Annotated in this window: 29 protein-coding genes and 1 pseudogene; 19 read left to right on the forward strand and 11 right to left on the reverse strand. The window is 41.7% G+C overall.

Going from position 1 to position 26110, the window contains the following annotated elements:
- Nucleotides 1-6: 6 nt before the first annotated feature.
- Complete coding sequence (locus GPS65_RS13995) at nt 7-180, reverse strand: YpzG family protein (protein WP_012009322.1); 174 nt, start codon at nt 178-180, stop codon at nt 7-9.
- 25 nt (nt 181-205) lie between these two features.
- The gene (locus GPS65_RS14000; protein WP_003217849.1) at nt 206-355 is read right to left on the reverse strand and encodes a small, acid-soluble spore protein K; all 150 of its coding nucleotides are present in this window, start codon (nt 353-355) and stop codon (nt 206-208) included.
- 116 nt (nt 356-471) lie between these two features.
- Here GPS65_RS14000 and GPS65_RS14005 point away from each other — a divergent pair, with 116 nt between their 5' ends.
- The 3 genes from GPS65_RS14005 to GPS65_RS14015 all read left to right on the forward strand — a co-directional run bounded on the left by GPS65_RS14005 (nt 472) and on the right by GPS65_RS14015 (nt 4700).
- A complete protein-coding gene (locus tag GPS65_RS14005) occupies nt 472-744 on the forward strand; it encodes a YfhJ family protein (RefSeq protein ID WP_012009323.1) in 273 nt (90 codons plus the stop codon).
- A 290-nt stretch (nt 745-1034) separates the two neighbouring features.
- Nucleotides 1035-2018 carry a glycosyltransferase family 2 protein gene (locus GPS65_RS14010; RefSeq protein ID WP_003217835.1) on the forward strand — a complete coding sequence of 328 codons (984 nt, stop codon included), beginning with the start codon at nt 1035-1037 and terminating at the stop codon, nt 2016-2018.
- 87 nt (nt 2019-2105) lie between these two features.
- Complete coding sequence (locus tag GPS65_RS14015; RefSeq protein ID WP_161985445.1) at nt 2106-4700, forward strand: YfhO family protein; 2595 nt, start codon at nt 2106-2108, stop codon at nt 4698-4700.
- A gap of 22 nt (nt 4701-4722) precedes the next feature.
- Here GPS65_RS14015 and GPS65_RS14020 read toward each other — a convergent pair whose 3' ends face one another.
- Nucleotides 4723-5856, reverse strand: coding sequence for an FAD-dependent oxidoreductase (locus GPS65_RS14020; protein ID WP_012009326.1), 1134 nt, complete (start codon nt 5854-5856; stop codon nt 4723-4725).
- A gap of 206 nt (nt 5857-6062) precedes the next feature.
- Between GPS65_RS14020 and GPS65_RS14025 the strand changes: the two genes are divergently transcribed.
- Nucleotides 6063-6530 carry a DinB family protein gene (locus GPS65_RS14025; RefSeq protein WP_119124603.1) on the forward strand — a complete coding sequence of 156 codons (468 nt, stop codon included), beginning with the start codon at nt 6063-6065 and terminating at the stop codon, nt 6528-6530.
- Nucleotides 6531-6537: 7 nt separating this feature from the next.
- Here GPS65_RS14025 and GPS65_RS14030 read toward each other — a convergent pair whose 3' ends face one another.
- The 3 genes from GPS65_RS14030 to GPS65_RS14040 all read right to left on the reverse strand — a co-directional run bounded on the left by GPS65_RS14030 (nt 6538) and on the right by GPS65_RS14040 (nt 8447).
- Nucleotides 6538-6957, reverse strand: a complete 420-nt coding sequence (locus GPS65_RS14030) for a regulatory YrvL family protein (RefSeq protein ID WP_119124604.1) — start codon at nt 6955-6957, stop codon at nt 6538-6540.
- A 67-nt stretch (nt 6958-7024) separates the two neighbouring features.
- Nucleotides 7025-8188 (reverse strand): oxalate decarboxylase family bicupin, encoded by a 1164-nt coding sequence (locus GPS65_RS14035; RefSeq protein WP_088001657.1) that lies wholly within the window; start codon nt 8186-8188, stop codon nt 7025-7027.
- Between the two features lie 94 nt (nt 8189-8282).
- Nucleotides 8283-8447 carry a YvrJ family protein gene (locus tag GPS65_RS14040; RefSeq protein ID WP_003217819.1) on the reverse strand — a complete coding sequence of 55 codons (165 nt, stop codon included), beginning with the start codon at nt 8445-8447 and terminating at the stop codon, nt 8283-8285.
- A gap of 166 nt (nt 8448-8613) precedes the next feature.
- Between GPS65_RS14040 and GPS65_RS14045 the strand changes: the two genes are divergently transcribed.
- Together GPS65_RS14045 and rsoA are read left to right on the forward strand one after the other, a co-directional pair.
- Nucleotides 8614-9216, forward strand: a complete 603-nt coding sequence (locus GPS65_RS14045) for a sigma-70 family RNA polymerase sigma factor (RefSeq protein WP_012009330.1) — start codon at nt 8614-8616, stop codon at nt 9214-9216.
- Nucleotides 9164-9385, forward strand: a complete 222-nt coding sequence (gene rsoA, locus GPS65_RS14050) for a sigma-O factor regulator RsoA (RefSeq protein ID WP_161985446.1) — start codon at nt 9164-9166, stop codon at nt 9383-9385. The genes GPS65_RS14045 and rsoA overlap by 53 nt, the downstream gene beginning before the upstream one ends.
- A 27-nt stretch (nt 9386-9412) precedes the next feature.
- Here the strand turns inward: rsoA and GPS65_RS14055 are convergent, their stop codons facing one another.
- Nucleotides 9413-10393 (reverse strand): metal-dependent hydrolase, encoded by a 981-nt coding sequence (locus tag GPS65_RS14055; protein ID WP_106036204.1) that lies wholly within the window; start codon nt 10391-10393, stop codon nt 9413-9415.
- Between the two features lie 191 nt (nt 10394-10584).
- Here GPS65_RS14055 and mutY point away from each other — a divergent pair, with 191 nt between their 5' ends.
- A complete protein-coding gene (gene mutY / locus GPS65_RS14060) occupies nt 10585-11685 on the forward strand; it encodes an A/G-specific adenine glycosylase (protein ID WP_012009333.1) in 1101 nt (366 codons plus the stop codon).
- On the opposite strand, the gene GPS65_RS14065 is transcribed toward mutY, so the two are convergent.
- Complete coding sequence (locus GPS65_RS14065) at nt 11672-11896, reverse strand: hypothetical protein (RefSeq protein ID WP_003217808.1); 225 nt, start codon at nt 11894-11896, stop codon at nt 11672-11674. The genes mutY and GPS65_RS14065 overlap by 14 nt on opposite strands.
- An 81-nt stretch (nt 11897-11977) precedes the next feature.
- Between GPS65_RS14065 and fabL the strand changes: the two genes are divergently transcribed.
- The 10 genes and pseudogenes from fabL (at nt 11978) to GPS65_RS14115 (ending at nt 21732) form a co-directional block, all read left to right on the forward strand.
- Nucleotides 11978-12730: an enoyl-[acyl-carrier-protein] reductase FabL gene (gene fabL / locus GPS65_RS14070; RefSeq protein ID WP_003217873.1), complete on the forward strand. Its 753-nt coding sequence runs from the start codon at nt 11978-11980 to the stop codon at nt 12728-12730.
- Nucleotides 12731-12805: 75 nt separating this feature from the next.
- Nucleotides 12806-12955 (forward strand): annotated as a pseudogene (locus tag GPS65_RS14075) (gamma-type small acid-soluble spore protein); the annotation flags it as partial.
- Nucleotides 12956-13337: 382 nt separating this feature from the next.
- Nucleotides 13338-13598, forward strand: a complete 261-nt coding sequence (locus GPS65_RS14080; protein ID WP_012009336.1) for a YgaB family protein — start codon at nt 13338-13340, stop codon at nt 13596-13598.
- Between the two features lie 147 nt (nt 13599-13745).
- Complete coding sequence (ntdP, locus tag GPS65_RS14085) at nt 13746-14276, forward strand: nucleoside tri-diphosphate phosphatase (protein ID WP_012009337.1); 531 nt, start codon at nt 13746-13748, stop codon at nt 14274-14276.
- A 94-nt stretch (nt 14277-14370) separates the two neighbouring features.
- Entirely contained in the window at nt 14371-16113 is a 1743-nt protein-coding gene (locus tag GPS65_RS14090) for an ABC transporter ATP-binding protein (RefSeq protein ID WP_012009338.1), read from the forward strand.
- 112 nt (nt 16114-16225) lie between these two features.
- Nucleotides 16226-17248: an ABC transporter ATP-binding protein gene (locus tag GPS65_RS14095; protein ID WP_119124607.1), complete on the forward strand. Its 1023-nt coding sequence runs from the start codon at nt 16226-16228 to the stop codon at nt 17246-17248.
- The gene (locus GPS65_RS14100) at nt 17217-18194 is read left to right on the forward strand and encodes an ABC transporter ATP-binding protein (protein ID WP_012009340.1); all 978 of its coding nucleotides are present in this window, start codon (nt 17217-17219) and stop codon (nt 18192-18194) included. Before GPS65_RS14095 ends, GPS65_RS14100 begins: the two co-directional genes overlap by 32 nt.
- Nucleotides 18169-19755: an ABC transporter substrate-binding protein gene (locus GPS65_RS14105; RefSeq protein WP_012009341.1), complete on the forward strand. Its 1587-nt coding sequence runs from the start codon at nt 18169-18171 to the stop codon at nt 19753-19755. The genes GPS65_RS14100 and GPS65_RS14105 overlap by 26 nt, the downstream gene beginning before the upstream one ends.
- Before the next feature lie 61 nt (nt 19756-19816).
- On the forward strand, nt 19817-20818 hold the full coding sequence (locus tag GPS65_RS14110; RefSeq protein ID WP_041816177.1) for an ABC transporter permease: 1002 nt from the start codon (nt 19817-19819) through the stop codon (nt 20816-20818).
- A 17-nt stretch (nt 20819-20835) separates the two neighbouring features.
- Entirely contained in the window at nt 20836-21732 is an 897-nt protein-coding gene (locus GPS65_RS14115; protein WP_119124608.1) for an ABC transporter permease, read from the forward strand.
- 29 nt (nt 21733-21761) lie between these two features.
- Here GPS65_RS14115 and GPS65_RS14120 read toward each other — a convergent pair whose 3' ends face one another.
- Together GPS65_RS14120 and GPS65_RS14125 are read right to left on the reverse strand one after the other, a co-directional pair.
- On the reverse strand, nt 21762-22835 hold the full coding sequence (locus GPS65_RS14120; protein ID WP_012009344.1) for an FUSC family protein: 1074 nt from the start codon (nt 22833-22835) through the stop codon (nt 21762-21764).
- A gap of 246 nt (nt 22836-23081) precedes the next feature.
- Nucleotides 23082-24377, reverse strand: a complete 1296-nt coding sequence (locus GPS65_RS14125) for a glutamate-1-semialdehyde 2,1-aminomutase (RefSeq protein WP_012009345.1) — start codon at nt 24375-24377, stop codon at nt 23082-23084.
- A 129-nt stretch (nt 24378-24506) separates the two neighbouring features.
- Here GPS65_RS14125 and bcp point away from each other — a divergent pair, with 129 nt between their 5' ends.
- Together bcp and perR are read left to right on the forward strand one after the other, a co-directional pair.
- Entirely contained in the window at nt 24507-24974 is a 468-nt protein-coding gene (gene bcp / locus GPS65_RS14130) for a thioredoxin-dependent thiol peroxidase (RefSeq protein WP_012009346.1), read from the forward strand.
- Between the two features lie 158 nt (nt 24975-25132).
- Entirely contained in the window at nt 25133-25570 is a 438-nt protein-coding gene (gene perR, locus GPS65_RS14135; RefSeq protein ID WP_012009347.1) for a peroxide-responsive transcriptional repressor PerR, read from the forward strand.
- A gap of 34 nt (nt 25571-25604) precedes the next feature.
- On the opposite strand, the gene GPS65_RS14140 is transcribed toward perR, so the two are convergent.
- Nucleotides 25605-25952 carry a YgzB family protein gene (locus GPS65_RS14140; protein ID WP_012009348.1) on the reverse strand — a complete coding sequence of 116 codons (348 nt, stop codon included), beginning with the start codon at nt 25950-25952 and terminating at the stop codon, nt 25605-25607.
- Nucleotides 25953-26110: the final 158 nt, after the last annotated feature.

The following is a 26110-nucleotide window of genomic DNA, read 5'->3' on the forward strand; positions in this document are numbered from 1 at the left end:
TTTTCTTTACTTCGAACGTTGTTTACGGACGTTGTTCTGAAGTACGATGTCGTGCTGCGATTGCTGCGTTTCTCCATTGACCTGAGAGGCAGAATGCTTTGCATTCGCCCATGGTGTAGGGTAAGCGGTTGTCCTTAATTGAACAAAGTCTTCCATATACGATTTCCCATTTGAACTCATATCTCAAGCACTCCCTTTGGAAAAATTAGCGTTTCCCTGATGCCCTCATTCGTTCCTGTGGACGTGTATTCGTCTCACCATTCGGCCTTTTAGACGCATAAGCATCTGTGGCGCCTGGCTCGCCTTCAAATTTGTGATTCACTTGATTTGGAAAGCCTTTTGCTTTATTACGCATATCGATTCCCTCCAAACAATACAAATCATTTGCGTCTTTTGAAGACGTAAGGGTAGTATATGAAAAAAGAGGTTTTTTTAAAAAGGCACTTTCTGCTAGATGAAGGAGGAACCGATATGGAACAATACTTTGAGCGATTAACAGAACAACTAATGGAAAAAAATAATATGCTGACATATGACGAAGCGCGTACATGGGTAGAGTTGCTTTGGAGTGATTTTGAAACGACCTATGCAAAGGCTGGCCACAAGTATAAAGGACAGGACACAACTGAACGGATTGTCCAAGAATGGATTGAGAGCTACGGTGCGCAGCTGCATTTATTCCAAAATAAACAATCAAAGGCAAACGATCATCTACAAGGGCAGAATAAAGGGTTACTTCATTAAAAGAAGGGCCCTCTCATCTTTTTCAATAAATAGGAAAATATATAAAGAAGCAAACAATTTTATGATGCAATACCCAGTCTGTGATCGGAATTACAGGCTTTTTACAATGGTTAAACTTAAAATTACATTAAATTCATCTTGCTGAAAATCACTGGAAATAAAACTTTGATATAATGGAACGATTAAAGAGACATGTAATTTATGGATAATAAAAAAGGGTTTCGTTTCCTGACAAAAAAGGAATAATGAACATATCAGACTATGTGAAAAAAGTGAAGAGAAGGTGCGATATGGAACGAGAATTGCTCTCTGTTATAATTCCTTCTTACAATGAAGGTGAAAACATCAGACGAATCTTTGAGGCACTCGAGGAAGAGTTTCGCGATTTTCATTATGACTTTGAAATCATTTTTGTGAATGATGGAAGCAAAGACAATACACTTCAATACATGAGAGAGCTCTCTCGCAAAAGTGCAAAGGTCAAATACATTTCCTTCTCACGTAACTTTGGGAAGGAAGCCGCTATTCTGGCAGGACTTGAATATGCGAAGGGAGTGGCTGCGATCATCATGGACGCCGACTTGCAGCACCCAACGTATTTGATTCAAGACTTCGTCAGAGGATATGAAGAAGGCTACCACCAAGTCATTGCCAAACGGAACCGTAAAGGAGACAGCAAGCTTCGCTCTTACTTATCATCCATGTACTATAAAGTGATGAACAAGGTAGTCGAAGTGGACTTGCGTGATGGTGTCGGAGATTTCCGTTTAATTTCTCGCCAAGCAATCGATGCATTGCTTCAGCTAAAAGAAGGAAATCGTTTTTCAAAAGGGCTTTTTTGCTGGATTGGGTTTGAAGAAAAAGTGATCTATTATGAAAATGTAGAAAGACAGCATGGTGATACAAAATGGTCACTAAAGAAGTTGTTTAACTACGGCATAGATGGCGTCATTTCTTTTAACAACCGCCCGCTGCGTATTTGTTTTTATACTGGCATACTGATCTTATTCCTTTCTTTGATTTACATCGTGGCCACCTTTATTCAAATCGTCAGAACGGGCGTGATGGTACCTGGTTATTTCACTTTAATATCGGCTGTACTTTTCCTCGGAGGTGTCCAGCTTTTGAGTCTAGGTGTGATTGGAGAATATATTGGCCGCATTTATTATGAAACGAAAAAGAGGCCGCATTATTTGATCCAAGAATCAAATGTCATGCAGCAAGAGACAAGCTCTAAGGAACAAGACCGAGTGTTAACACAGTTATTTAAATAACGTGGAGTCAAATAACCGGCAAGCACGTATCGCTTGCTGGGTTGTTTTGTTTCAAAGAACAATGGATCTTTTGTGGAAAGGATTTAGATGATGAAACGTAGATGGATAATCATTGGAATGTGCCTCATTCTTGCATTATTAGGCCACTCCTTTTTCTTATATGAATATACGCAAGGCCGGTACATGACAGGAGATGGAGACGGGATCTCACAAATGCTCCCTTTTAAAAAGCTGCTTTACGATGAATATGTCAAAGGGAATTTCTTTTATTCCTATCAATTCGGTCTAGGCGGCGGTACATACACGCAATTAGGGTATTATTTCACAACGTCGACGGTTTTTATGGTGACAGTCGCTGTCGTCTGGCTGATGAATACGCTTCATCTCATACAGTCAACGGATATTCATTTCTGGGCAAATGCCGTGATTTGGCTGAGTGTGATCAAGCTGACGCTTATTCTTTTCATCGCTTACCGTGTGCTTCTTTCAATGGTTCAAAATAGACTAGGTGCCCTGACAGGTGCCGCAATTTATGGACTATCTATTGTATATTTCCGGCATCAAACGTTTTGGGAATTTTTCACCGACAGCATGATGTGGCTTCCGCTACTTGTACTTGGGGTGGAGCGGATTTTCAAAACAGGTAAGCCGGCTTGGTTTATTGCGGCTTGCAGTCTCATGCTGATCAACAATTTTTACTTTGCTTATATTCACTTTATCTTTTTAGCGATCTATCTTGTCTTCAGATATATGATCAAGCTGCGAAGTGAGGAGCGCGGGTGGAAGGTGTTTTGGACCCTTGCGATCTCTACACTGTTATCCTTTGGGATTAGTGCCGCCTTTTTTATCCCGTCTGTTTATGGCTTTCTTAACAATATAAGACCGCCGTATGAACAGGCGATTCCTTGGTTCGAGCTGCATGATCATCTGCTGTTTACGAGCAGGGTGTATTTATTACCTGTGATCTTTCTCATTTGTATGTTCCTCGTTCCGCTTTACCGGAACAGATGGTTTTTCATGTTCACATCGATCAGTATCCTGCTCATTATTTTTCACTTTAGCCCGAAGATAGCGAGTGTATTTAATGGTTTTTCAGCACCACAGTACAGGTTTGAATACATTCTTGCCTTTACAGTTGGAGCGGTCGTTGCCATCACGATCAAGCATTTCTCGCAAATCGAGTGGAAGTGGAAAAAGCGTGCGGTCTTAGGCGCTTGGATCGTGTTCCTTCTTGCAGTCGCCCTTTCAGAACGAGCAAAGGGAAACATGGATGTCGTTGTGTTTACAGGTATAGGACTGCTTGTCATTAGCTTGTTCTTCCTATGGATGCATGCGGAAAAACGTCAGCATCTTCGTCTCTTTTCTGCAGTGCTCATCGTTGTCAGCCTAATGACAGCAGGCGTGTATCAGCAGGGCTACTTATCTGAAAGAAGCAATATAAAGAGCGTATCAGATACGTATCTGAATAGTGAGGCATATGCTGGACATGAGCAAATGAAGCTCATTCAGCAGATTCAAAGCCGCTCTTCAAAAGACCCGCTCGCTCGGATTGATTGGATGAATGGCGTGCGAAACAATACCCCATTATTTGAAGGCTTCCAGGGCATGAGTGTGTATTCAAGTATATTGAATCAGCATTTGCTCAATTTCTACTGGAATGACCTGCAAATCGATATGGGGCGGGAAAGTGTCAGCCGGTATGCAACAATGGGGGATAGGGCGAATTTATACAGTCTGACCTACGGGAAGTATTATATGAGAAACAGTATGATGCCTTACTCACCGCCAGCTTATTTTAAGCCAATCTTGAAAAGTGAGCATTATGAGGTATATGAAAATACACGGTCACTGCCATTTGCAAGAACAACGAGCACCATTTATTCAGAACAATCATTAAAGAATGCCTCAGCACTTGATAGAGAGCATGCGATGCTGCAAGGCATCATTTTAAACAAAAAAGGAAACGCTGAAATCGAGCGTGCGCAAGATCGAGTCAAAGATACGAATATCCATACGGAACAAGCTGTATACGAACATGGCGTGCTTGATGTATACGGAGAAATGGGCGGTCTGAATATCACACTACCAGATGACATCGCTCGCGCTGGGGATGTGTATGTGAGCTTTTATGTGAAACGGACAGATCGTAACGAAGGATTTCAGTTATCCGTTGACGACTATGTCACATCACGAAAAAGCAATACATCCATCTACAAAACTGGCGTCAATGAAGTGACGATTCGGGTCCCTGCGGAAAAAATCCTCTCCATTCGAGTACCAAAAGGGACATATGAGCTCAATCAACTGAAGCTGTATCATGAACCTTACCGCGTCCTAGAGAAAGCATATGAAAAAGAAAAACTGGATGATGGCAGCCAGCAGGTGAAACTTAAAAATAACCGCTTTACGATTTCATATGAGAACAAGCGCGGCGATGATTATATGATTCTGCCTGTTCCATATGAAAAAGGCTGGGAGCTCACGGTGAACGGACACAAAACCGATATTGAACAAGCCAACTACACGTTTATTGGTTTTCCAATAGAAAAAGGAAAAAACGAGATTGTGCTAACCTACTATCCGCCTTATATCAGAATTCTCGCATTGATTTCACTCGTCAGTTTGATTGGTGCGATCCTCTATGCACGGAGAAAACACAAGAAACACCACTTTTCAGCATAAGTGGTGTTTTTTTTCTTTCATCTCATACGTAAGTTTCTTCATCCCATTCAATCGTGTATTCGTTCATTTTTTTATCAATATCGTTTTGAATACTCATGTGCTGAAATAGCGCATTCAATTCTTCTGTCCTCTTTCTTCGATCCTTTTCATAATAATAGAACGCATCTCGATAATCATGATCCCTTAGCATCTTTGCTATGAGCATGGCATCTTCTAGACTATATGATGCTCCTTGACCAACAAAAGGATTCGCCGTATGTACCGCATCACCTACAAGAACAACACGTCCTTTTGACCACACAGAGAGGTTCTTGATTTCATAAATACTTCTTGGGAAAAACATCTCTGTATGATCGATAATGGCAAAAAGGTGCTTCGGAATATTCCAGCCTTCCATTTGTTTATATAATAACTGTAAGATTGTTTCTTTATTGGCTTTCTCAAAATGTTTTGTAGGTAACTTCTCAGGACACTGAGAGAAAGCTTGCCATAAAATATTCATTTTATTTGTTGGATGCGCTTTCCCAAAAATGAATTGAAAGTTTCCGTCATTGTAAAAATAACTTGTTGCCTCATCCAATACAAAATCCTTCACAAACGATACTCCTTGTAGTCCCCAAAAACCGCTATAGTCTAATTTAGCATTAAACGCAATAGCCTCTCTTGTTTTAGAAAAAGTTCCATCTGCTCCTATTACGATATCACCTGTTATCACAGTTTCATCTTCAAAAAGAACCTGAACGGAATGAGGCTGCTGTTTGATCGAGGTTAACTTTTTGTTGTATTTCACTTCTATTCCTTGGCGGTGAACTTCTTTTAAAAGTGATTGGATGATTTGGTCTCTCATGACGTTCAGTAAAGGGGCATCATAATATTTTTCACTATAATTGTAAAAGATCGCTTCTACTTCATTTTCACTGTTTATTTGCTGGATCTTCTTTATCACGGTTGCATTTGCTATCACTTCATTTTTACACCCGATTCCATCCAAAATCTTTACCCCATTTGGAGACAGTAAAAAACCTGCTCCTGTTTCTAATTCTTCATCTGACCTGCTTTCATAAATCGTACTTTCCATTCCAGCCTTTTTTAAAAATAACGCAGTAGCCAATCCTGCTACACCACTGCCGATAATAATCACATTTTGAGATTTCATTATTTTACCTCCTATTTCATAAACAGACCGGTCGGTTTATTTTAGTGCAAAAAAATAAGCTTTTTCATATAGGACAGAGTATCGCAATTCCCCCTTTTCATTTGGTAATTAAAGTATATGATAATATGTTATAAACGATTTAGCAAGAATGAAACTAACCAATTTCTAATCAACTTCTTTTAAAAACATGAAGGGGATAACAAAACATGAACAAAGACACCGTGATAAAACACTATGAACACACCCTTGAATGGGTACAGTCATTAGTGGAAGTAACAGACGAAAAATGGCGTAGCGCCATCGCTGATGGAAAGTGGAGCATTGCTGAGATCATCGCACATTTCGTTCCGTGGGATGAATTTATTTTACACGATCGCCTAAAGGAATTTTGGAACGATCGGGCCTTATGTAAGGCACCGGATGTGCATGAAATGAATCGACAGTCAGCTGAAAGGGCAAGGCACGAAGAGAGAAGCGCGACGATCGGTCGGTTTATTGCTGTCAGAACAGAATTGCTTCAAGAAATGAAGAAAATCGAAGCATCTCGCTGGACTACACCCTTTCTGATCGGTCAAACCGAGCTGACGTTATCAAGTTATTTTCCAGGTTTGATTAAGCATAATCTTCATCATATGGAGCAGGTCAAACAAGCGCTCTCCACAAAAAGAAGATAGAGAGTCACTAAGCTTCTTTCTCAAATGGAAACGTCGCATAATCAAACAAAAAATGAAATAGCCAAAGACTCATGGCAAAGAGAATTTCTTCAGAAGTAGTCAGCAAAATGCCGTCAACCAATTCGTCTGATACATAGACAGCACCCCAATTAAACAAAAGATGAAATAAAACAGCATAGAAAACGATAGATCGTTTTTTGGACCGACACTTGCGAACAAACCGCATGAGCACGTGTTCCAGATGTTCAAAAGAGATTCCGAGTACAACATAGATGCCCATAAACAGTAGTAGCGATAAAATCGATTGATAAAAAGCACCCGTCAAATGAAAGAACAGCACACAAAACAACAAAAATATGTAACAGACAGCCGACGTCGCCATCAGCCACTTCAACCCTTGCCATAAAGCGTGAACAGATTGTTGCATGGGTAAACAACACTCCTTTACATGAAGATACCTGCAAAAAGGACAGCCTTTTTGCAGGAAGGTGGAATTAATCCTCTTTTTTAGGTGCAGCGATGACAGGGTGTTTTTCAGTATCAAGCAATTTCAAGAATTCTTCACCTTGATCTAAATGATCAAGAACAAGCTGTTTCGGTGTGACCGCAAGCCACTGATTGAGCGAGATATCTGCATAATGGTCGCTCTTGAAGATTTCTAAGAAATACAGCGGTTCGTCACCTGTATTTTCTACATAATGCCCCATCGCAAATGGCACATAGCCAACGTCTCCCGCCTGATAGTTGAAGGTTCTCGCATGTCCATCAGAAGCAAATACCGTCATTCGAGCTTTTCCAGAAATGAAATATTGCCATTCATCCGTATTTGGATGCCAGTGCAGCTCACGAATGGCGCCTGGATCGACTTTCACTAGAGCAGAGGCAATCGTTTTAGACGCTTTGAAATTGGTAGAATCCGCAATCCACACTTGTCCACCGCTTGACGTAATCGGTTCTTGCTTTAACAACTCATATTTAAAGGAATTTGGGACTTCACCTTGCTCTGTTTTCACCTTGTCACACTCAAGGGAACCAGGAATTCCTTGCTGGAAAATATACTTCTCTTTCTCTGGCAGTTTCTCAAATTGCTCCTTTGTCATTCCAAAGTTTTGGAGCACAACTTCCTCTGGCGTATGGGCAAGCCAATCAGTCACTTGGAACGTACTATTTTCAGAGAAGGAACCATCATCAAACACAAGCAAGAATTCAGCTCCCGGTTCAAGTGCTTGAATAGAATGCGGCAAGCCGGAAGGGAAGTACCACAAATCACCCTCGGTCACATCCTCTGTAAAATTGCGTCCCTCTGCATCAACCGATGTAATTCGGGCTTCCCCATAAATCATGTACGCCCATTCCGCTTCTTTATGCCAGTGCAGCTCGCGAATTGCACCAGGCTTTAGCCGCATGTTCACAGAGGCAAGACTTTTAGAGATTGGCAGTTCACGTACCGTGACTTCTCTGGCGTAACCGCCTTTTTCTAAACGGTTGTGCGTATCAGAAAAAGAATATTTCATGTTGGGAACCGTTCCATGATCGGTTTCTGGTGGCGTGAGCATATCTGGGTTTTGTCTGTCTCGCTCGAGATTACGTGGAATTTTGACCGTTGCACCTTTTTCTCCTCGAATCGGCTGCGGTACACCATTTTGTTTTTCACTCATGATAAAATCCCCTTTCAACATCGTATTGTGTGAGGTGACAAAAGGTCTTTCATTTCGTCCTCGTTTTCATAAGGTGAAACGAATCAAGAAGATGTCAATCTGATTCATCATTTTTTTGAACAGCGACCAATCGTTGGATGAGTTTGCTTAATTCATCAAACTTTCGTTCAAAACGTGTCAGCAAGTAAACTGTCAAAATGGCAGGAAAGCCAGCTTGACCGAGCTGCTTCAGCCATTCCTCCGAAAAAAAGGTCTCCATTTGTCTCACCTCCCAGCGGATGCTCGTCTTCTCTATAAGTGGTATGAAAGAAGAAATAGGAAATCAAAGGGGGAGAAAATGAATCATTAGACCCGTCTCACAAAGTTTACTTTTTTTAACTTTTGTCCACTTAATGCAAGTAGAGAGAACAAAGGGGAGGATGCACATGGATTATCGGCTGTTATTGAAAGCAAAATGGAATGAAATCATTGATCACCCACTCATTCAGCAATTTTTAAGCAACCCTAAAAACCAGCAGCTGCTCCGGCAAGTCATGGAAGAGCCAAACGAAGAAAATGCGAAAAAACTAGATTCCGAGTTCAAGCAGTTTTATCAAAAAATCCGCATCATCAAGTATATTTCCACAATGATCCGCATCTTTTCAGTCGACTTTGACAAACGAGTCAAAAAAAAGCAGCAGCGTTTTCCGCTCATACTCGATCATCCTGATACGCAAGAAGTGAAAGATCCTGTTCAAACAGATACGTATGAAGCCGTGCTCTTCAACCAGCAAGACTTAGGGGAGCACCTGCAAGACAAAAGATTGTACAAGGCCTACCAGCAGCTCACAGACAAACAAAAAATGGTCTTAACCCATATTTATGTTGAAGGTCAAACAATGAAAGAAATAGCCGACCGGCTAGGCGAAACGAGACAAAACATCTCAAACATCCACAAAAAAGCGCTCAACAAACTAAAAGAAGAAACAGGGGGAGATGTCCGTGAACGAAGAAAAAATGACGAATGGAGAAATGGAAGAACTCATTGAAACCTTCACACCCATGATCAAAAAGAAACTACAAAACACGGCATATCAAGAAAGAGAAGACCTCGAACAAGAACTCTATATCAAACTTATCGAAAAAATAGACCGGCTAATTTACCAAGAAGGACCTGGATTTTGGGAGTTTATTGTGGAATATATGACGAAGTTGTAAGAATTGTAAGCACAAAAAAAGACTCGCTCACACAGAGCCGAGTCTTAATTTTTTTTGCAGTTTTTCTTCACTGAAAATCCAGCCAGTATAGGAATTTTTGATTTGGTGGTCCATGTCGATATGGCAGATCGCGACGAAAGGATAGTGACCTTTGCTGCGGTAGCGTAAATCAATGAACCGCACCTCATAATGATCCTTGTATTTATCCACTTCCCACCGATAGACAGGGGAGAAGGAGAGAAAGGCTGAAATGTTTTCATCTTGCTTAGCAATTTTCATAATTTCGGTGTCAGGGACCGGCACCCGGTTAAAGGTGTCTAAAATGACGACCTCTCCATTCATACTGCGCCCAACATGGAAAGAGGATTTACATTTCACGGCAATGCGCCATTGTCTGAACTTCATCGTAGGCGAAATAATAATGTCTTCAATTTCATCAAATCGTGCACGCAGCTGACGTTTAATTTGAAGCTGCATAATCACCCTGACGATATAATAACAGAAAATCACGGCATACAGCGTAATAAAAGTATAGCCAGGATGTCCGCCAATCGCCCAAACGACAATGGCGACAAGGTGTGTAAAAAAGATGAATGGATCGAACGTGTTAATGATCCCAAGCGCTACCCACTTCTTTGAAAATGGACGAATGGCCTGTGTGCCGTATGCATTGAATATGTCGACAAACACATGAAGCACAACGGCTAATAGTGTCCATAACCAGAGGTGAAGTAAATTCGCCCCCGGCACGAATGGGAAAATCACAGCCGGAATTAGCAATGACCAAAACAGTACAGCTGGAATGGAATGTGTAAATCCTCGGTGATTTCTTATATAAACTGCATTATTTTTTAGTTTTAGCACAGTATCAATATCTGGTGCTTGGGAGCCGGCGATGGTCGCGATCATCACGGCATGTGCCATGTGTGGATCTGCGCTGACGGCTGGATCTAAAAGTGCAAGTCCCCCAAGAGAAATGCCCATTACTACATGAGTACCAGTATCCAATTGATTACCTCCTAGTTGTCATGCTTAGGAACAATCATACAAAGTATACGCCTTCTTTCAAGACTATGTGCAAAAGCACTTTTGCTTTGTCTTGATTTAATGTAACATGTTAACGTATCTACAAACAGTATACAACAAATAAGGTTCTTTTCAGAACGTTAGCCCTCGGTTCAATGAGAAGGAGTATAGATATGAAAGACATTCAAGAAAAGCTGGACCGCAAAGATATTGCGGGATTTCAGCATGATTTAATCGATTGGTACGAAAAAGAACAACGAACACTTCCGTGGCGTGAAAATCAAGATCCATACAGAGTCTGGGTATCAGAAGTGATGCTTCAGCAAACGAGAGTGGATACGGTCATTCCGTACTTCAACCGGTTTATGGAGCAATTCCCGACAGTGAAAGATCTTGCTTTAGCTGATGAAGAAAAAGTCATGAAAGCATGGGAAGGTCTTGGTTACTACTCAAGAGTGCGTAATTTACAGGCAGCTGTGAAAGAAGTATATGAATCCTACGAGGGCGTTGTCCCTGATACGAAAGAGCAATTTTCAAAGCTCAAAGGTGTAGGCCCATATACGAGCGGCGCAGTGCTGAGTATCGCCTATAACAAGCCATACCCTGCGGTAGACGGCAACGTTATGAGGGTCATTTCCCGTATTTTGTCCATATGGGATGATATTGCAAAACCAAAAACGAGAAATATTTTCGAGTTTGCGGTCGATCAGCTCATTTCCCGGGAAAAGCCATCAGAATTCAATCAAGGGCTGATGGAGCTTGGTGCGCTCATTTGCACCCCAACATCCCCTGCATGCCTCATTTGTCCTGTGAACATGCATTGCTCGGCACTCGAAGAAGGCGTTCAGCATGAGCTCCCAGTGAAAAGTAAAAAGAAAAAACCGACTGCAAAATCAATGGCAGCAGCGGTGTTATTTGATGACGCAGGCAACCTCTATATTCATAAGCGGCCAAGTACAGGCCTTCTTGCGAATTTATGGGAATTCCCTAACTTGGAAACCATAAAGGGAAGAAAAACGGAAAAAGAGCAGCTAATGGATTTCTTAAAAGAGGAGGCAGGTGTACAAGCCGAACTTGGTGATTTAGAAGGCACCATTCAGCATGTATTTACCCACCTCATCTGGAATATTTCTGTTTTCTTTGGACGTGTGACATCTGTATCAGATGACACGATGCTGAAAAAAGTGACAACAGAAGAATTTGAGGCATATGCTTTGCCAGTCTCACACCAAAAAATTTGGAAGATGGCACTTGAAGAACCTAGTCGTATTTAACCGTTGTACCGTGGGTATAATCGGCTTCATTTCGGTGCAGACCCCCGCGGTCTTCGATTTCAGAAATGATTTCTCGATACTTAGATTGCCCTTCTTCGTTTAAATAAGGTAAAATTTGTTGGAAAGCATGATGAAAGTAAGCAAGCTCAGTATCTTTCCATTGATCCTTGGACATCATGCCAAGCTGGCTTAAATCGCGTCCGACATACATGAATGTAACCTCCTAATAGGAACTTTCCTATTAGTGTGAAGCGAATGGACGAAAACTATTCAAATCAGGAGATGAACCATAATGAGTCAACGTAAATGTGCATTAATTACAGGTAGCAGCAGAGGTGTAGGAAAAGAAGTAGCCCTTCGCCTAGCTGAAAAAGGATATGACATTGTCATTAACTATGCGAGAAGCAAAAAAGCCGCACTTGAAACAGCGGAAGAAATTGAAGCGATGGGTGTCAAAACATTGGTTGTCAAAGCCAACGTAGGTCAGCCAGAGAAAATCAAAGATATGTTTCAGCAAATCGACGAAACCTTTGGCCGTTTAGATATATTTGTGAACAATGCGGCATCAGGTGTTCAGCGTCCTATCATGGACCTTGAAGAGAATCATTGGGACTGGACGATGAATATCAATGCGAAAGCTTTATTATTCTGCGGACAAGAAGCGGCAAAGCTAATGGAGAAAAACGGTGGCGGTCATATCGTCAGTATTAGCTCACTAGGCTCTATTCGCTATCTTGAAAATTACACAGTAGTTGGCGTCTCAAAAGCAGCATTAGAAGCATTGACGCGTTATCTATCTGTTGAGCTGTCACAAAAAAATATCGTCGTCAACGCTGTATCAGGCGGCGCGATCGATACCGATGCACTCAAGCACTTCCCGAACCGAGAAGAGCTTTTAGAAGATGCCAAGAAAAATACACCAGCTGGCCGAATGGTGGAAATTAAAGATATGGTCGACAGCGTGGAATTCCTTGTATCAGGCAAGGCAGACATGATTAGAGGACAAACGATTATCGTGGATGGCGGACGTTCTTTGCTTGTTTAAAAAAATCATGAATAGGATTTGCACCTTCTGCACAAATTAATGTGCGTGGAGGTGATAATGATGGATCAACAACAAAACAAAACAAACGCACAACAAGTAAAGAAACAAAACCAAGCTGCTGCACAAGGTGGTCAATATGGCACTGAATTTGCTAGCGAGACTGACGCGCAGCACGTAAAAAAATATAACCAAAAAGCTGAGCAAAACAAACAACAAAACAGCTAATCACTGAAACAGAGAAAGCACTTCATCTACGAATGAAGTGCTTTTCTTTCAGATCGTTGACAAAGGGCTAAAATGATCTTCATTTTAGCTCTTTGTCTTCTTTTCAGCGTGACATGAAAACCTTTGAAGTCTAGGAAGGACGAGCATCGGAGCGGAGCGAATTTGACATTCGTGAGCACCGAAGCGCAGACCTGACACCGAATGCGAGGGTTTGTCTGCACGCTGAAGCACTTCATCTACGAATGAAGTGCTTTTCTTTTTGCCTCTCCCACCATCCGACAAAACCTGTAAAACCTCTACATAAACAGTCAAAGGATTTCGGCGAACTTTCAAGAAATGATATACAGACAAAAAGTGGATGAAAATAAAAGGGAGGAGTTAGATGTCTGATTTCGATCAGCTTGTAAAAGAACAAATGCAACTCATGGATCAACTGCTCAATGTACAGGGAGAACTCGATCTATGCTTAGAAACAGAAAAACAATTGCTACAAGATGAAAAAAAAGCAGAGTGGACCAAGCTTCATGATCAAATCAAAGAGAAACGTGAAGAACTGCAAAAAGTCCAAACCTTGTTTACAAAACAGACAGAAGAGGTCATCAACTCATATAAGCAAATGGAAAAGAGTTCAACCGTGATGTAAAACAGTGTGCCGTTCAATTGGGTTGAATGGCTTTTTCATTTCATTTTTTAATGATGTAACGGTATAATATAATAGAGACATGTTTAGTTGGGAACTTAGGTCTTTGGACTGTTAGGTTTTTTTGTTATAGAAAGTAGGGGAGAAAATATGGGCTATCCCAAGGAAGGAGAAACCATCCAAATTCAAAGCTATAAACACAATGGCTTGATCCACAGGATTTGGAATGAAACCACCATTCTGAAAGCAACGGAATTGTGTATCATTGGTGCAAACGACCGGACAATGGTGACTGAATCCGACGGCCGTACTTGGATGACGAGAGAACCGGCTATTTGCTATTTCCATGCAAAACAATGGTTTAATGTGATTGGGATGCTTAGAGATGATGGGGTATATTATTACTGCAACATCAGCTCTCCTTTTGCAACAGATGAAGAAGCCATTAAGTATATTGATTACGATTTAGATGTCAAAGTCTTTCCGGACATGACGTACAATATTTTGGATGAGGATGAATATGCAGATCATAAGAGGCAAATGAATTATCCAAAGGAAATCGATAGTATCTTAAGAGAGCATCTGAATACATTATTGCATTGGATTCACCAGCGGAAAGGTCCGTTTGCTCCTGAATTTGTGGATATGTGGTATGAACGTTTTTTACATTATACAAAATAAGCAAGAGCAACAAAAACCTGTTTAGCTTTTTAGGCTAACAGGTTTTTGATTGCGTACGGATAAGAGGCACTGATAGATTGGGAAGGAGATTTACATGGGGGTCATTAAACGTTACATGGCTTTTGTAACACCGTATAAAAAACAGATTGCATTGACAATGGTCATCGGGATGATCAAGTTCTCGATTCCCTTAACATTGCCTCTGCTTTTAAAGTATGTCATTGATGATGTCATTCAAGGCTCGGGGTCGGCTGACGAAAAGACATCATCTCTACTGATGATTATGGGAATCATGCTCGTCTTATTTTTAGTGATGAGACCGCCTGTTGAATACTATAGACAATACTATGCGCAGTGGACAGGCAGTAAAGTATTATTTGATATTCGGGAAAAACTGTTTTCGCATATTCAAAAACTCAGCCTTCGTTATTATGCCAACACGAGAACAGGAGAAATCATTTCTAGAGTTATCAACGATGTGGAGCAGACAAAAGAGTTTGTCATCACAGGTCTTATGAATATTTGGCTTGATTTGATGACCGTGCTCATCGTGATCGCCATTATGTGTACACTGGACATCAAGCTCACCATCGTGTCTGTCATTATTTTTCCGTTATATGCGTTTGCAGTGAAGTTTTTTTACGGCAGGCTCCGCAAGCTGACAAAAGAGCGGTCACAGGCGCTGGCTGAAGTGCAAGGGCATCTACATGAGCGGGTACAAGGAATGCCAGTCATTCGGAGCTTTGCCATTGAAGAATATGAACAAGAGAATTTTCATGATGAAAATAAAAATTTCTTAAACAAAGCGATCAACCATACGAATTGGAACGCCAAAACATTTGCCGTCGTCAATACCATTACTGATATTGCACCGCTATTGATCATTGCATTTGCCGGATACACTGTCATTAATGGATCACTTTCGATCGGGACCATGATTGCCTTTGTTGGTTATATTGACCGGATGTACAACCCGATTCGCCGCCTCATCAATTCATCCACGACTTTAACTCAGTCGGTAGCGTCAATGGATCGTATCTTTGAATTTATTGATGAGCCATACGAGGTAACCGATCGGCCGAATGCAAAAGAAGCCGATCATTTAAAAGGAGAGGTCGAATTTAAACATGTGTCATTTCGTTATGAACACACGCAGGAAGAGATTCTCCGCAATATCTCCTTGAAAGTAGAAAAAGGACAAACGGTTGCACTTGTTGGAATGAGCGGTGGGGGGAAGTCGACGCTTGTCAGCTTAATTCCAAGATTTTATGATGTGACAAACGGATCACTTGAAATTGACGGCATTGATATAAAAGAGTACAAAGCAAGAAGCCTTCGAAATCAAGTCGGCATGGTGCTGCAGGATACATTCCTATTCAGTGACACGATTAAAGAAAACATTGCGGTTGGAGATCCAGAAGCCTCTTTTGAAAAAATTGTTTCGGCTGCAAAAGCGGCAAATGCCCATGATTTTATTATGTCTCTTCCTGAAGGATATGACACGAAGGTAGGAGAACGGGGCGTGAAGCTGTCAGGTGGTCAAAAACAACGGATTTCCATTGCAAGGGTCTTTCTAAAAAATCCACCGCTGTTGATTTTAGATGAAGCAACGTCTGCACTAGATTTAGAAAGTGAACATTACATTCAAGAAGCGATGCAAAAGCTAGCAAAGGACCGCACAACCTTTATTGTCGCGCACCGCTTGTCAACAATTACACATGCTGACCTCATTGTCGTCATGGAACAAGGCGAGATTGTGGAAAAAGGAACACACGAAGAATTAATGAACAGAGACAGCCACTATCGCCATCTTTTTACCATTCAAACATTAAATTAGTAGAAGCCTATCCGATTCTAGCGGATAGGCTTTTTTATGCTTGTCAAAAACATGACATATTTCCCAGCTTGTCTCAATACAATTTTAAAAAGTATGACGGGGTGGTGAATATGTGAAAGAACAAGACGTGCTGCTAGATGTTAAACAGCTGTCCATTGCATTTCAGCAAAAAAAGCAAAAAGTACCCATCGTCCATCACATATCGTTCTCGATTCAAAAAGGAGAAACCTTAGGAATTGTTGGCGAATCTGGCTGCGGGAAAAGTATCACATCTATGTCGTTAATGGGACTAAACCAGCAAACAGAGACAACGGGGGAGATCCAATTCGAAGGGCAAAACCTGCTGTCACTTTCAGAAAAACAGTGGCGAGAAATAAGAGGAAATGACATTTCGATGATTTTCCAAGAACCAATGACCTCTCTGAACCCATTAATGACCATCGGTAAACAAATGGCGGAAGCCCTTTTCACACATCAAGCAATCGGTCAAAAAGAAGCAAAAGCGAAGGCGGTTGATCTGCTTCAGACAGTCGGATTGAAGCAAGCCGAATCATTGCTTAAAAAATACCCACATGAATTATCAGGCGGCATGCGCCAACGTGTGATGATTGCGATGGCGATGCTTTGTCACCCAAAGCTCATGATCGCAGATGAACCAACAACTGCACTTGATGTGACCATCCAAGCACAAATCCTTCGTCTACTCAAAAAGCTGAATGAAGAGATGGATACCGCGATCTTATTTATTACCCATGATCTAGGCGTCGTGCGGCAAATATGCCAGCGAGTCATGATTATGTATGCCGGTCGAATCGTAGAAGAAGGAACCGTTGACCGTATTTTTCAAAAACCTCTGCATCCCTACACAAAAGGTCTTTTCGCCTCAGTTCCATCGTTCAAAGAGAAAAAAGAAAAGCTCATCTCTATTGCAGGCCATGTACCGAAGCCAGGGACCATTCGATCCGGCTGTCAATTTGCCGCGCGCTGCCCTTACAAAATAGCGCAATGTCTTGAAGAAGATCCAGTTTTACAATCCATTGAACAGGATCACGGCGTGGCATGCTTTCTAATGGAAGGAGGAGAAGACACTGAGTCACCCACTCTTGCAAGTGAATCAGCTGACAAAACGGTATGACACAGCCGCTTTTTTTTCTAAACACAAACATTCGACTTTGGCTTTAAATCAAGTGTCCTTTCACGTGAAGGAGGGGGAAACGCTTGGCATTGTTGGTGAATCAGGCTGCGGGAAATCAACACTTGGCAAAAGCTTAATGAGATTGACTGAACCGACGTCAGGCTCTATTCAACTGAAAGGGCAAGAGATTACTCTTTTGAAAGAAAGAGAGATGCGTTCTTTAAGAAAAGACATTCAAATGATTTTTCAAGATCCATATGCTTCATTAAATCCACGAATGAAAATCAAAGATATTTTAGAGGAACCGCTCATTGTACATCGACATGGAACAAAAGCAGAAAGGCGGAAGCGGGTAAAAGAGATGCTGCATATTGTCGGTTTTGACCCTTCCTATGGGGAGCGTTATGCGCACCAATTTAGCGGCGGACAAAGGCAGCGAATTGGGATCGCTAGAGCACTCATTACCCATCCAAGTCTTGTCATTGCCGATGAACCCGTTTCCGCTTTAGATGTATCCGTTCAAGCACAAATTTTGAATTTGATGCTTGAATTGCAAAAGACGCTTTCTCTGACGTATCTATTTATTTCTCACGATCTTGGCGTTGTCAGGTATATGAGCGACCGAATCGCCGTTATGTACGCTGGGCGCATTGTCGAGATGGGGCCTGCCGAAGACGTATTTCACAGTCCGCTTCATCCTTATACATCGCTACTTCTGAAATCCATTCCACATATGGATCACGTGCTAGAGACGCAAGATGTGTCGGCAGAAGAGTCTGCCATGACGCCAAGCGTCGGTTGTCCTTTCTACAAAAGGTGTCCAAAAAGGTGGGAGAAATGCTTAAAAGCAGTACCTGCTTTGTATGAGGAGAAACCGGGGCATGCGGCGGCGTGTTACTTATATCAAAAGGAGGAACACAATGAAGAAGACTTGGTTGTTCAGTAGTTTCATTTTTGTGCTGGTGCTTGCACTGTTTTTAGGGGGATGCTCGTCCTCTCCGTCATCAGAAGAGAAGGCAACAAAAGATACTCTCGTATTTGGCAGAGGAGGAGACTCCACTTCACTAGATCCAATCACAACAACAGAAGGCGAAACCTTCAAGGTCACAGAGAATATGTTTGAAAAGCTCCTGAATTATGGTGAAAAAGACACGACCATCCACCCAGGTCTCGCAACAGACTGGGATGTTGCAAAGGACGGAAAATCATACACATTCTACTTAAGAGAAGGTGTGAAATTTCACGATGGCACAGACTTTAACGCAGAAGCAGTGAAATTCAACTTTGATCGTTGGATGAATGGCGATGCAGAAAAATTCCCTTACTATGGCATGTTTGGGGGCTATAAAAAAGATAAAGGACATGTGATTAAAGACATCATTGTTAAAGGTGAGCATGAAGTAGAATTTCAGCTAAAGCGCCCGCAGGCGACATTTCTTAAAAACATTGCCATGTCACCGTTTGGCATCGCAAGTCCTGCGGCTGTTGAAAAAAGCGGCGATTCCTTTCGAGAGAATCCAGTGGGAACAGGACCATTCAAGTTTAAAGAGTGGAAACAAAACGACCGTATCGTATTAGAAAAGAACGAAGATTACTGGCAGAAGGATAAGCCAAAACTGAATCAAATCATCTTCCGCTCGATTCCAGAAAACTCGGCTCGTTTAAATGCTTTGAAAACAGGCGAGATCGATTTGATGGATGGCGTGAATCCGTCAGATTTAGATGGCATTAAAACGGATAAAGCCCTCCAGCTCATTGAAAGACCATCAATGAACGTAGGCTATATCGGACTAACCGTTACAAGAAAGCCGCTTGATAACAAGCTTGTTCGTCAAGCGCTCAATTACGCGGTCGATAAAGAATCCATTATTAAGTCATTTTATGGCGGGCTTGCCGAGCCAGCAAAAAATCCTCTTCCGCCAGCTTTAGAAGGCTACAATGACGACATTGATCCATACCCGTATGATCCTGAAAAAGCGAAGGAACTTTTAAAAGAAGCGGGCTTTCCTGACGGCTTTCGCATCAAACTTTGGGCTATGCCTGTACCGCGTCCATATATGCCAGATGGGATGAAGGTAGCAGAAGTCATTCAATCAAACTTTGAAAAGGTCGGGGTCAAAGCAGAAATTGTGACATATGACTGGGCGACCTATTTAGATAAGGCAAGTAAAGGGGAAGCGGATGTGTTCTTGTTAGGCTGGACAGGGGATAATGGCGACCCTGATAATTTCATCTACACACTTTTGGACAAAGACAGCATTGGCGGCAACAACTATACATTCTTCGAAAACGATAAAATGCACGACATCCTCATTGAAGCGCAAACAGACACAGATCAAAAGAAACGAAATGAGCTATATAAAAAAGCACAAGAAATCATTCATGATGAAGCACCTTGGATTCCATTGGTGCATTCGATCCCAATGCTTGCAGCATCTAGTGAATTAAAAGGCTACCAGCCGCATCCAACTGGTTCAGAAGCTTTGACTGACGTGTATTTCGAATAAGCAAATAAGGGAGATCTTGTATCTCCCTTATTCAAACAAAGAAAAAGGCGGTGAAAGCTGTTTGTTTGCTTATTGTATGAAGCGGGCAGGAATGCTCATCCCAGTATTGATCGGAATGACATTGGTCGTGTTTTCAATTATACGGTTTATTCCAGGGAACCCAGCTCAGGTTATCTTAGGGCAGCGGGCAACGAAAGAAGCAGTAGAACAGTTAACCATCCAGCTCGGTTTAAACCAGCCTTGGTATGTTCAATACGGACATTACATGCTAGGCCTTTTAAAAGGAGATTTAGGGACTTCGATACGAACAGGAGCGGCTATTGCCCAGGAAATGAAACCGTACTTATTTGCGACGTTAGAATTGACCTTTTTTGCCATGGTGCTGGCGATCGTTGTGGGGGTAAATGCCGGAATCATCAGTGCTTGGTTTAAACATTCTTTCTTTGATTATGTCGCGATGTTTATTGCGCTCATTGGAGTGTCCATGCCGATTTTCTGGTTAGGCTTAATGGGGCAGTGGTTGTTCTCAATTGAATGGGGTATTTTACCGACAACGGGCCGTGAAAACGTCAGAAATCCAGTGGAGTCAATCACCTATATTCATACGCTGGATACGCTTTTGCAAGGCCGATTTGATCAATTTACTGACAGCATCAAGCATTTGATCTTACCAAGTACAGCACTTGCCACAATCCCTGCTGCGATTATTGCAAGGATAACAAGGGCAAGTATGCTGGAAGTGCTTCATTCAGATTTTATTCGAACAGCAAAAGCAAAAGGAGTACGTTCATTTTTCATCATTTATCAGCATGGGCTGAAAAATGCACTTATTCCGATCTTGACGATTATTGGTCTTCAGACAGGTCTCTTGCTAGGCGGGGCCATTTTAACAGAGACCATTTTTGCATGGCCGGGCATTGGACGGTATATATATGACGCTATCAGCTATCGAGATTACCCCGTCATTCAAACTGGCATTCTCGTCGTTGCGCTCATATTTGTCCTGATCAATTTCATTGTGGACATCTTGTATGCGGTCATTGATCCAAGGATTAAATATTAGGGAGGGAGAGTGATCACATGGAAGCACAAAAAGAGATTGAACCACCTCAACCAAAAGAAGAACGCTCTCAATCATTGATTCTTGAATCGATGAAGCTGTTCTTTCAGCACAAGCTGGCGGTCATTGGTAGTGTGATTGTCTTTTTATTTCTCATCTTAGCGATATTCGCACCGCTCATTGCTCCTTTTGGAATAAATGAACAATCTCTCGGTGAACGATTTAGCGCCCCTTCAGCTGCGCACTGGTTTGGTACAGATGATTTTGGCAGAGATATATTTTCAAGAGTTGTGCATGGCGCGCGGATTTCCTTATGGGTTGGTTTCTTCTCGGTTCTCGGGTCTGTCATTTTAGGCACACTGCTTGGGTTGATTGCAGGTTATGGCGGAAGAGTGCTAGATGCTGTGATCTCGAGATTGTTTGATATTTTACTCGCTTTTCCTAGTATTCTACTAGCGATTGCGATCGTCTCCATCTTAGGCCCCTCCTTACAAAATGCCCTTATTGCCATTGCGATTATTAATGTCCCAACCTTTGGACGGCTCGTTCGTTCAAAAGTGCTGAGTATTAAACAAGAAGAATATGTGCTAGCAGCAAAGGCGGTTGGGATGTCACACCGCCGCATCGTGCTGCGTCACATTCTGCCAAACAGTATGGTGCCAGTCATCGTACAGGCAACGCTTGCGATCGGAACAGCGATTATTGAAGCAGCGGCTTTAGGTTTTTTAGGATTAGGTGCACAGGCACCAAGCCCAGAATGGGGGAAAATGCTCGCCGATGCGAGACCTTATCTCGTTCAAGCTCCTTGGACATTAATTTTCCCAGGTGTCGCGATCATGCTGACAGTTTTAGGTTTTAACCTGATGGGAGATGGATTACGTGACACACTGGATCCTAAAATGAAGAAAATAAAATAAGACCAATTCTATGAATTGGTCTTTTCTGTCTATGCTTCTTTTTCTTCTGTCTCAATTTCACTGTCTTTTGGGTGATACGTCTGGAAGCTTGTAATCAATGTATCTAAATGCTCTAGTTCATCACGGTATTCGATGATGCTGGACATAACATTTAGCATATTGTAATCGAGCAAGTCATTTTCTTGGTTTTGCTGATGCTGGATAAAAGATTTCGTTAACGTTTCAAGGCGAAGAGAGCATTCATTTTGAAATTCATCATCCTGCGGTTTCATTTTACCGACGAATTTCATCAAGGTGCGCTCATGCCAATACAGTAAGTAATCAATTTCATCTGTTAAGCTTTCCCTGAAATGCTCTGGCATCAAGTGAATTTCATTTTCTAATTTATGAAGCTTTTTCAGCAAGTAAAGAGCGCGATTCGATGCCATGATGGCCTGTCTGAACAAAACGAGCTTTCTTGATTTTACATAGGTTGTTTTCTTTAAATAGCTTCGTTCTTCTTTGTATAACAAGTAAATGTGATCTAATTTGATCATGCGTTCTTTTATTTGATCGATGTCATCCTTTAAAGTGGAATGATCAGTAGACTGTCTGGAGCTCAGTCGAATCCATTTTAAAATCTCCTCCGTATTTTCCATAATGTGATGAACAAGCTTTGTTTCATACTTTGGCGGCAGGAAGATTAAATTTACTAAAAATGATGAAAGAACTCCTAACACCACAGTAGCTGTTCGAATTAAGGCAAAGGAAAGGAAATGATCCCCTGCACTTTCTAAAATCGCAATGACGGTTACAAGTGCAATTGGAATCGTGTGTTCAATCTTCAGCTTTAAATTAATGGCAATGACCATGACGGCGGTTAAACCGATAATGACTGGTCCAGTGCCAAAAAGCAGGCCGAACGTAATGGCAAGTGCTGCTCCAATAATATTGGCTTGCACTTGATCAACAATCGTTAAAAAAGATCGATAAATAGATGGCTGGATAGCAAATACAGCTGCAATCCCCGCGAAGACGGGTGTTGGCAACCCAAGCCATGTTGCCAGGTAAAGCGCGAGTACAATGGCAATACCAGTTTTTAAAATACGGGCTCCAAGTTTCATTGGTTTTGTCCCTGCATTCCTTTCTTTTAGATAATAGATGATCACTCGTCATTTATTATAAATATTTTGATGAACAACTAAGTAATATACAGCGGTCTTCCGAAATATTCAAGTGATTTTTGAAAGTTCATGAAAACATCAAAAGAAGGTATTGAGAAGAAATGTAACAGATTCACACGCTTTTGACAAACAAGAGCTGGTCAATAAAAAAACAGGCGCATTTTTTTACGCCTGTTTTTGACCCTATTATGATTGTTTCAACTGTTCAAACGCACGATCTACTGCTTGCAGCGTCTCAGAAATATCTTTTTCAGTATGTGCGATCGTTAAGAACCAAGCTTCATATTTAGAAGGAGCGAGGTTAATCCCTTGTGAAAGCATTAATTTAAAGAAGCGGGCAAACATTTCGCCATCCGTATTTTCAGCCTGCTCATAGTTTACAATGGTTTCTTTTGTGAAATATACAGTGAGAGCCCCTTTTAAGCGATTCACTGTAATATCTACTTGATGTTTTTTGGCATGGGCTAAAATGCCTTCTTCTAGCATAGCGCCAAGCTGATCTAGACGCTCATAAACACCATCTTGTTTTAACACTTCCAAGCAGGCAATTCCAGAAAGAATGGATGCAGGATTTCCTGCCATCGTGCCAGCTTGATAGGCCGGTCCAAGAGGAGCGACTTGCTCCATAATTTCTTTTTTACCCCCATAAGCACCGATCGGGAGTCCGCCACCAATGATTTTTCCTAATGCGGTGAGGTCAGGTTTTACTTGAAGCAAGTCCTGTGCGCCTCCGTACATAAAGCGGAAAGCTGTAATCACTTCATCATAGATCACAAGTGCGCCCTTTTCATGAGTGAGGTCATTGACTTGTTGCAGGAAACCGTCCTTAGGCTCCACGATGCCGAAGTTCCCGACAATTGGCTCGACAAGGACAGCTGCGACTTCATCGCCCCATCGATCCAATGCTTCTTTGTAGCTGTCAATATCATTAAATGGAACGGTAATGACTTCATTGGCAATGCTTTTTGGTACGCCTGCTGAATCAGGGGTTCCTAAAGTGGAAGGACCAGAGCCAGCTGCTACAAGTACAAGATCAGAGTGACCGTGATAGCACCCGGCAAACTTAATGATCTTTGTTCTGCCTGTATAAGCACGTGCCACACGAATCGTTGTCATCACGGCTTCAGTACCTGAATTGACAAAGCGAACTTTGTCCAAAGCAGGCATAGCTTCTTTCAGCATTTTGGCAAAAGTGACTTCATGCTTCGTTGGCGTTCCGTAAAGAACACCTGATTCAGCCGCTTTTGTAATCGCTTTTGTAATATGAGGGTGGGCATGTCCCGTAATAATAGGGCCGTATGCTGCTAAGTAATCGATATAGCGATTTCCGTCAACATCCCAAAAATAAGCGCCTTCTCCTTTTTCCATAGCTACGGGTGAACCGCCACCTACTGCCTTATATGAACGAGAGGGGCTGTTGACACCTCCAACAATATGCTCCAGCGCCTCTTGATGTAATTTTTCTGATTCTGTGAATTTCATAAATAGCCTCCTATCTCAACGTATCACGTCGTCTATCATTATTTTAACATGTCGATGCAAGCGTCCTTAGTTGAATATCCTCTCAAAATTGGATAGGCTATTTAAAAAATAGGTTGGAGGGATTGTGTTATGACAATCGAAGTAGGCCAGCAAGTACCTGAGATTGAATTAACTGGTGACAACGGGGAGAAAGTAAAGCTTTCCGACTTTAAAGGAAAACATATTGTCCTTTATTTCTATCCAAAAGATATGACACCCGGCTGTACAACAGAAGCATGTGATTTCCGTGATCGCCATCAAAGCTTTGCAGAATTAGATGCTGTCATTATCGGCGTAAGCCCAGACAGTCAGGACAAGCATCAAAAGTTTAAAGAAAAACATGATTTACCGTTCTTACTTCTTGTAGATGATGAACAGAAATTGTCTGAAGCCTTTGGAGTGTGGAAGCTGAAAAAGAACTTTGGCAAAGAATACATGGGCATCGAACGTTCAACGTTTCTTATTAATAAAGAAGGAACGCTTGTGAAAGAGTGGAGAAAAGTTAAGGTGAAAGACCACGTAGAAGAAGCGCTTGAGGAACTAAAAGCTCACGCTTAATATCTTCACAGGATCGGACTGGCAGACATGCCGGTCTTTTTTTGTGAAGTAGAATAGGTAAAAAAGAGGATTGTAATTGACAAAGATTCGGCTCTGGGGGTACACTATTTATAAAGATTATAATATAAGAATATTTTTGAAGAGAGGTGCATGATGAAATGGCTGCTCACGAACTAAAAGACGCTTTAGATGCTTTAAAAGAAACCGGTGTTCGAATTACTCCGCAGCGCCATGCCATCTTGGAGTTTCTCGTAAATTCTATGACTCACCCAACCGCGGACGATATATATAAAGCACTTGAAGGTAAATTTCCAAATATGAGTGTCGCAACGGTTTACAACAATTTACGAGTCTTCCGGGAATCTGGATTAGTAAAGGAATTAACGTACGGTGATTCCTCAAGCCGATTTGATTTTGCGACATCCGACCATTACCATGCGATTTGTGAAAACTGCGGAAAAATAGTGGACTTTCATTATCCTGGCCTTGATGAAGTGGAACAGCTTGCATCCCATGTGACGGGCTTTAAAGTTAGTCATCATCGCTTGGAGATCTATGGGACTTGTCAAGAATGTGCGAAAAAAGAAAATCATTAATGAAAAAGCTGACCATTTAACCGGTCAGCTTTTTTTATGACTTTTTTCGATTGTAGGATTCATCAAACTCTTTGCCTTCTAATCCTGGATCGAGTGTAAGCGGCTCTCTGCAATGCATGCACATGTCCACCCGCCCAAGCACTTTTGTTTCCTTCTCACAGCCTGGACATACGACACGGACTGCCTTCGTAGAAAGCATACCGATCCAAAAGTAAACCACTGTACTCAATCCGATCGATAAGACGCCGAGTAGCATAAAGAAAGTCGACAGCCAAATCGATTCTTTGAAGAACACACCGATATACATGATCAGAAAGCCAACAAAAACCAAACTAAGTGCAAATGTTCTGATTTTATTAATCTTACTGGAGTATTTCGCCATCCCTAGTCCCCCTTGTCTACAATATAGCACATTTTACCTTTCCGTTTGAATTAGTTATAGAGTTTTGTGAATAAATTGCTTATAATGATTCAATGATCTTTTTTCTTGAATTGAAGGAATTTTGATTCTATGAGGAGAAATACATAGCATTAGAGAAG

It is taken from the genome of Bacillus pumilus (genome assembly GCF_009937765.1).
In the GTDB taxonomy this organism is placed as follows: Bacteria; Bacillota; Bacilli; order Bacillales; family Bacillaceae; genus Bacillus; species Bacillus pumilus_O.

Excerpts from the sequence above, each read along its gene's own strand:
- GPS65_RS13995 (WP_012009322.1), bottom strand. The coding sequence starts at position 180 with ATGAGTTCAAATGGGAAATCGTATATGGAAGACTTTGTTCAATTAAGG.
- GPS65_RS14000 (WP_003217849.1), bottom strand. The coding sequence starts at position 355 with ATGCGTAATAAAGCAAAAGGCTTTCCAAATCAAGTGAATCACAAATTT.
- GPS65_RS14005 (WP_012009323.1), top strand. The coding sequence starts at position 472 with ATGGAACAATACTTTGAGCGATTAACAGAACAACTAATGGAAAAAAAT.
- GPS65_RS14010 (WP_003217835.1), top strand. The coding sequence starts at position 1,035 with ATGGAACGAGAATTGCTCTCTGTTATAATTCCTTCTTACAATGAAGGT.
- GPS65_RS14015 (WP_161985445.1), top strand. The coding sequence starts at position 2,106 with ATGATGAAACGTAGATGGATAATCATTGGAATGTGCCTCATTCTTGCA.
- GPS65_RS14020 (WP_012009326.1), bottom strand. The coding sequence starts at position 5,856 with ATGAAATCTCAAAATGTGATTATTATCGGCAGTGGTGTAGCAGGATTG.
- GPS65_RS14025 (WP_119124603.1), top strand. The coding sequence starts at position 6,063 with ATGAACAAAGACACCGTGATAAAACACTATGAACACACCCTTGAATGG.
- GPS65_RS14030 (WP_119124604.1), bottom strand. The coding sequence starts at position 6,957 with ATGCAACAATCTGTTCACGCTTTATGGCAAGGGTTGAAGTGGCTGATG.
- GPS65_RS14035 (WP_088001657.1), bottom strand. The coding sequence starts at position 8,188 with ATGAGTGAAAAACAAAATGGTGTACCGCAGCCGATTCGAGGAGAAAAA.
- GPS65_RS14040 (WP_003217819.1), bottom strand. The coding sequence starts at position 8,447 with ATGGAGACCTTTTTTTCGGAGGAATGGCTGAAGCAGCTCGGTCAAGCT.
- GPS65_RS14045 (WP_012009330.1), top strand. The coding sequence starts at position 8,614 with ATGGATTATCGGCTGTTATTGAAAGCAAAATGGAATGAAATCATTGAT.
- rsoA (WP_161985446.1), top strand. The coding sequence starts at position 9,164 with ATGTCCGTGAACGAAGAAAAAATGACGAATGGAGAAATGGAAGAACTC.
- mutY (WP_012009333.1), top strand. The coding sequence starts at position 10,585 with ATGAAAGACATTCAAGAAAAGCTGGACCGCAAAGATATTGCGGGATTT.
- GPS65_RS14065 (WP_003217808.1), bottom strand. The coding sequence starts at position 11,896 with ATGTATGTCGGACGCGATTTAAGCCAGCTTGGCATGATGTCCAAGGAT.
- fabL (WP_003217873.1), top strand. The coding sequence starts at position 11,978 with ATGAGTCAACGTAAATGTGCATTAATTACAGGTAGCAGCAGAGGTGTA.
- GPS65_RS14080 (WP_012009336.1), top strand. The coding sequence starts at position 13,338 with ATGTCTGATTTCGATCAGCTTGTAAAAGAACAAATGCAACTCATGGAT.
- ntdP (WP_012009337.1), top strand. The coding sequence starts at position 13,746 with ATGGGCTATCCCAAGGAAGGAGAAACCATCCAAATTCAAAGCTATAAA.
- GPS65_RS14090 (WP_012009338.1), top strand. The coding sequence starts at position 14,371 with ATGGGGGTCATTAAACGTTACATGGCTTTTGTAACACCGTATAAAAAA.
- GPS65_RS14105 (WP_012009341.1), top strand. The coding sequence starts at position 18,169 with ATGAAGAAGACTTGGTTGTTCAGTAGTTTCATTTTTGTGCTGGTGCTT.
- GPS65_RS14115 (WP_119124608.1), top strand. The coding sequence starts at position 20,836 with ATGGAAGCACAAAAAGAGATTGAACCACCTCAACCAAAAGAAGAACGC.
- GPS65_RS14120 (WP_012009344.1), bottom strand. The coding sequence starts at position 22,835 with ATGAAACTTGGAGCCCGTATTTTAAAAACTGGTATTGCCATTGTACTC.
- GPS65_RS14125 (WP_012009345.1), bottom strand. The coding sequence starts at position 24,377 with ATGAAATTCACAGAATCAGAAAAATTACATCAAGAGGCGCTGGAGCAT.
- bcp (WP_012009346.1), top strand. The coding sequence starts at position 24,507 with ATGACAATCGAAGTAGGCCAGCAAGTACCTGAGATTGAATTAACTGGT.
- perR (WP_012009347.1), top strand. The coding sequence starts at position 25,133 with ATGGCTGCTCACGAACTAAAAGACGCTTTAGATGCTTTAAAAGAAACC.
- GPS65_RS14140 (WP_012009348.1), bottom strand. The coding sequence starts at position 25,952 with ATGGCGAAATACTCCAGTAAGATTAATAAAATCAGAACATTTGCACTT.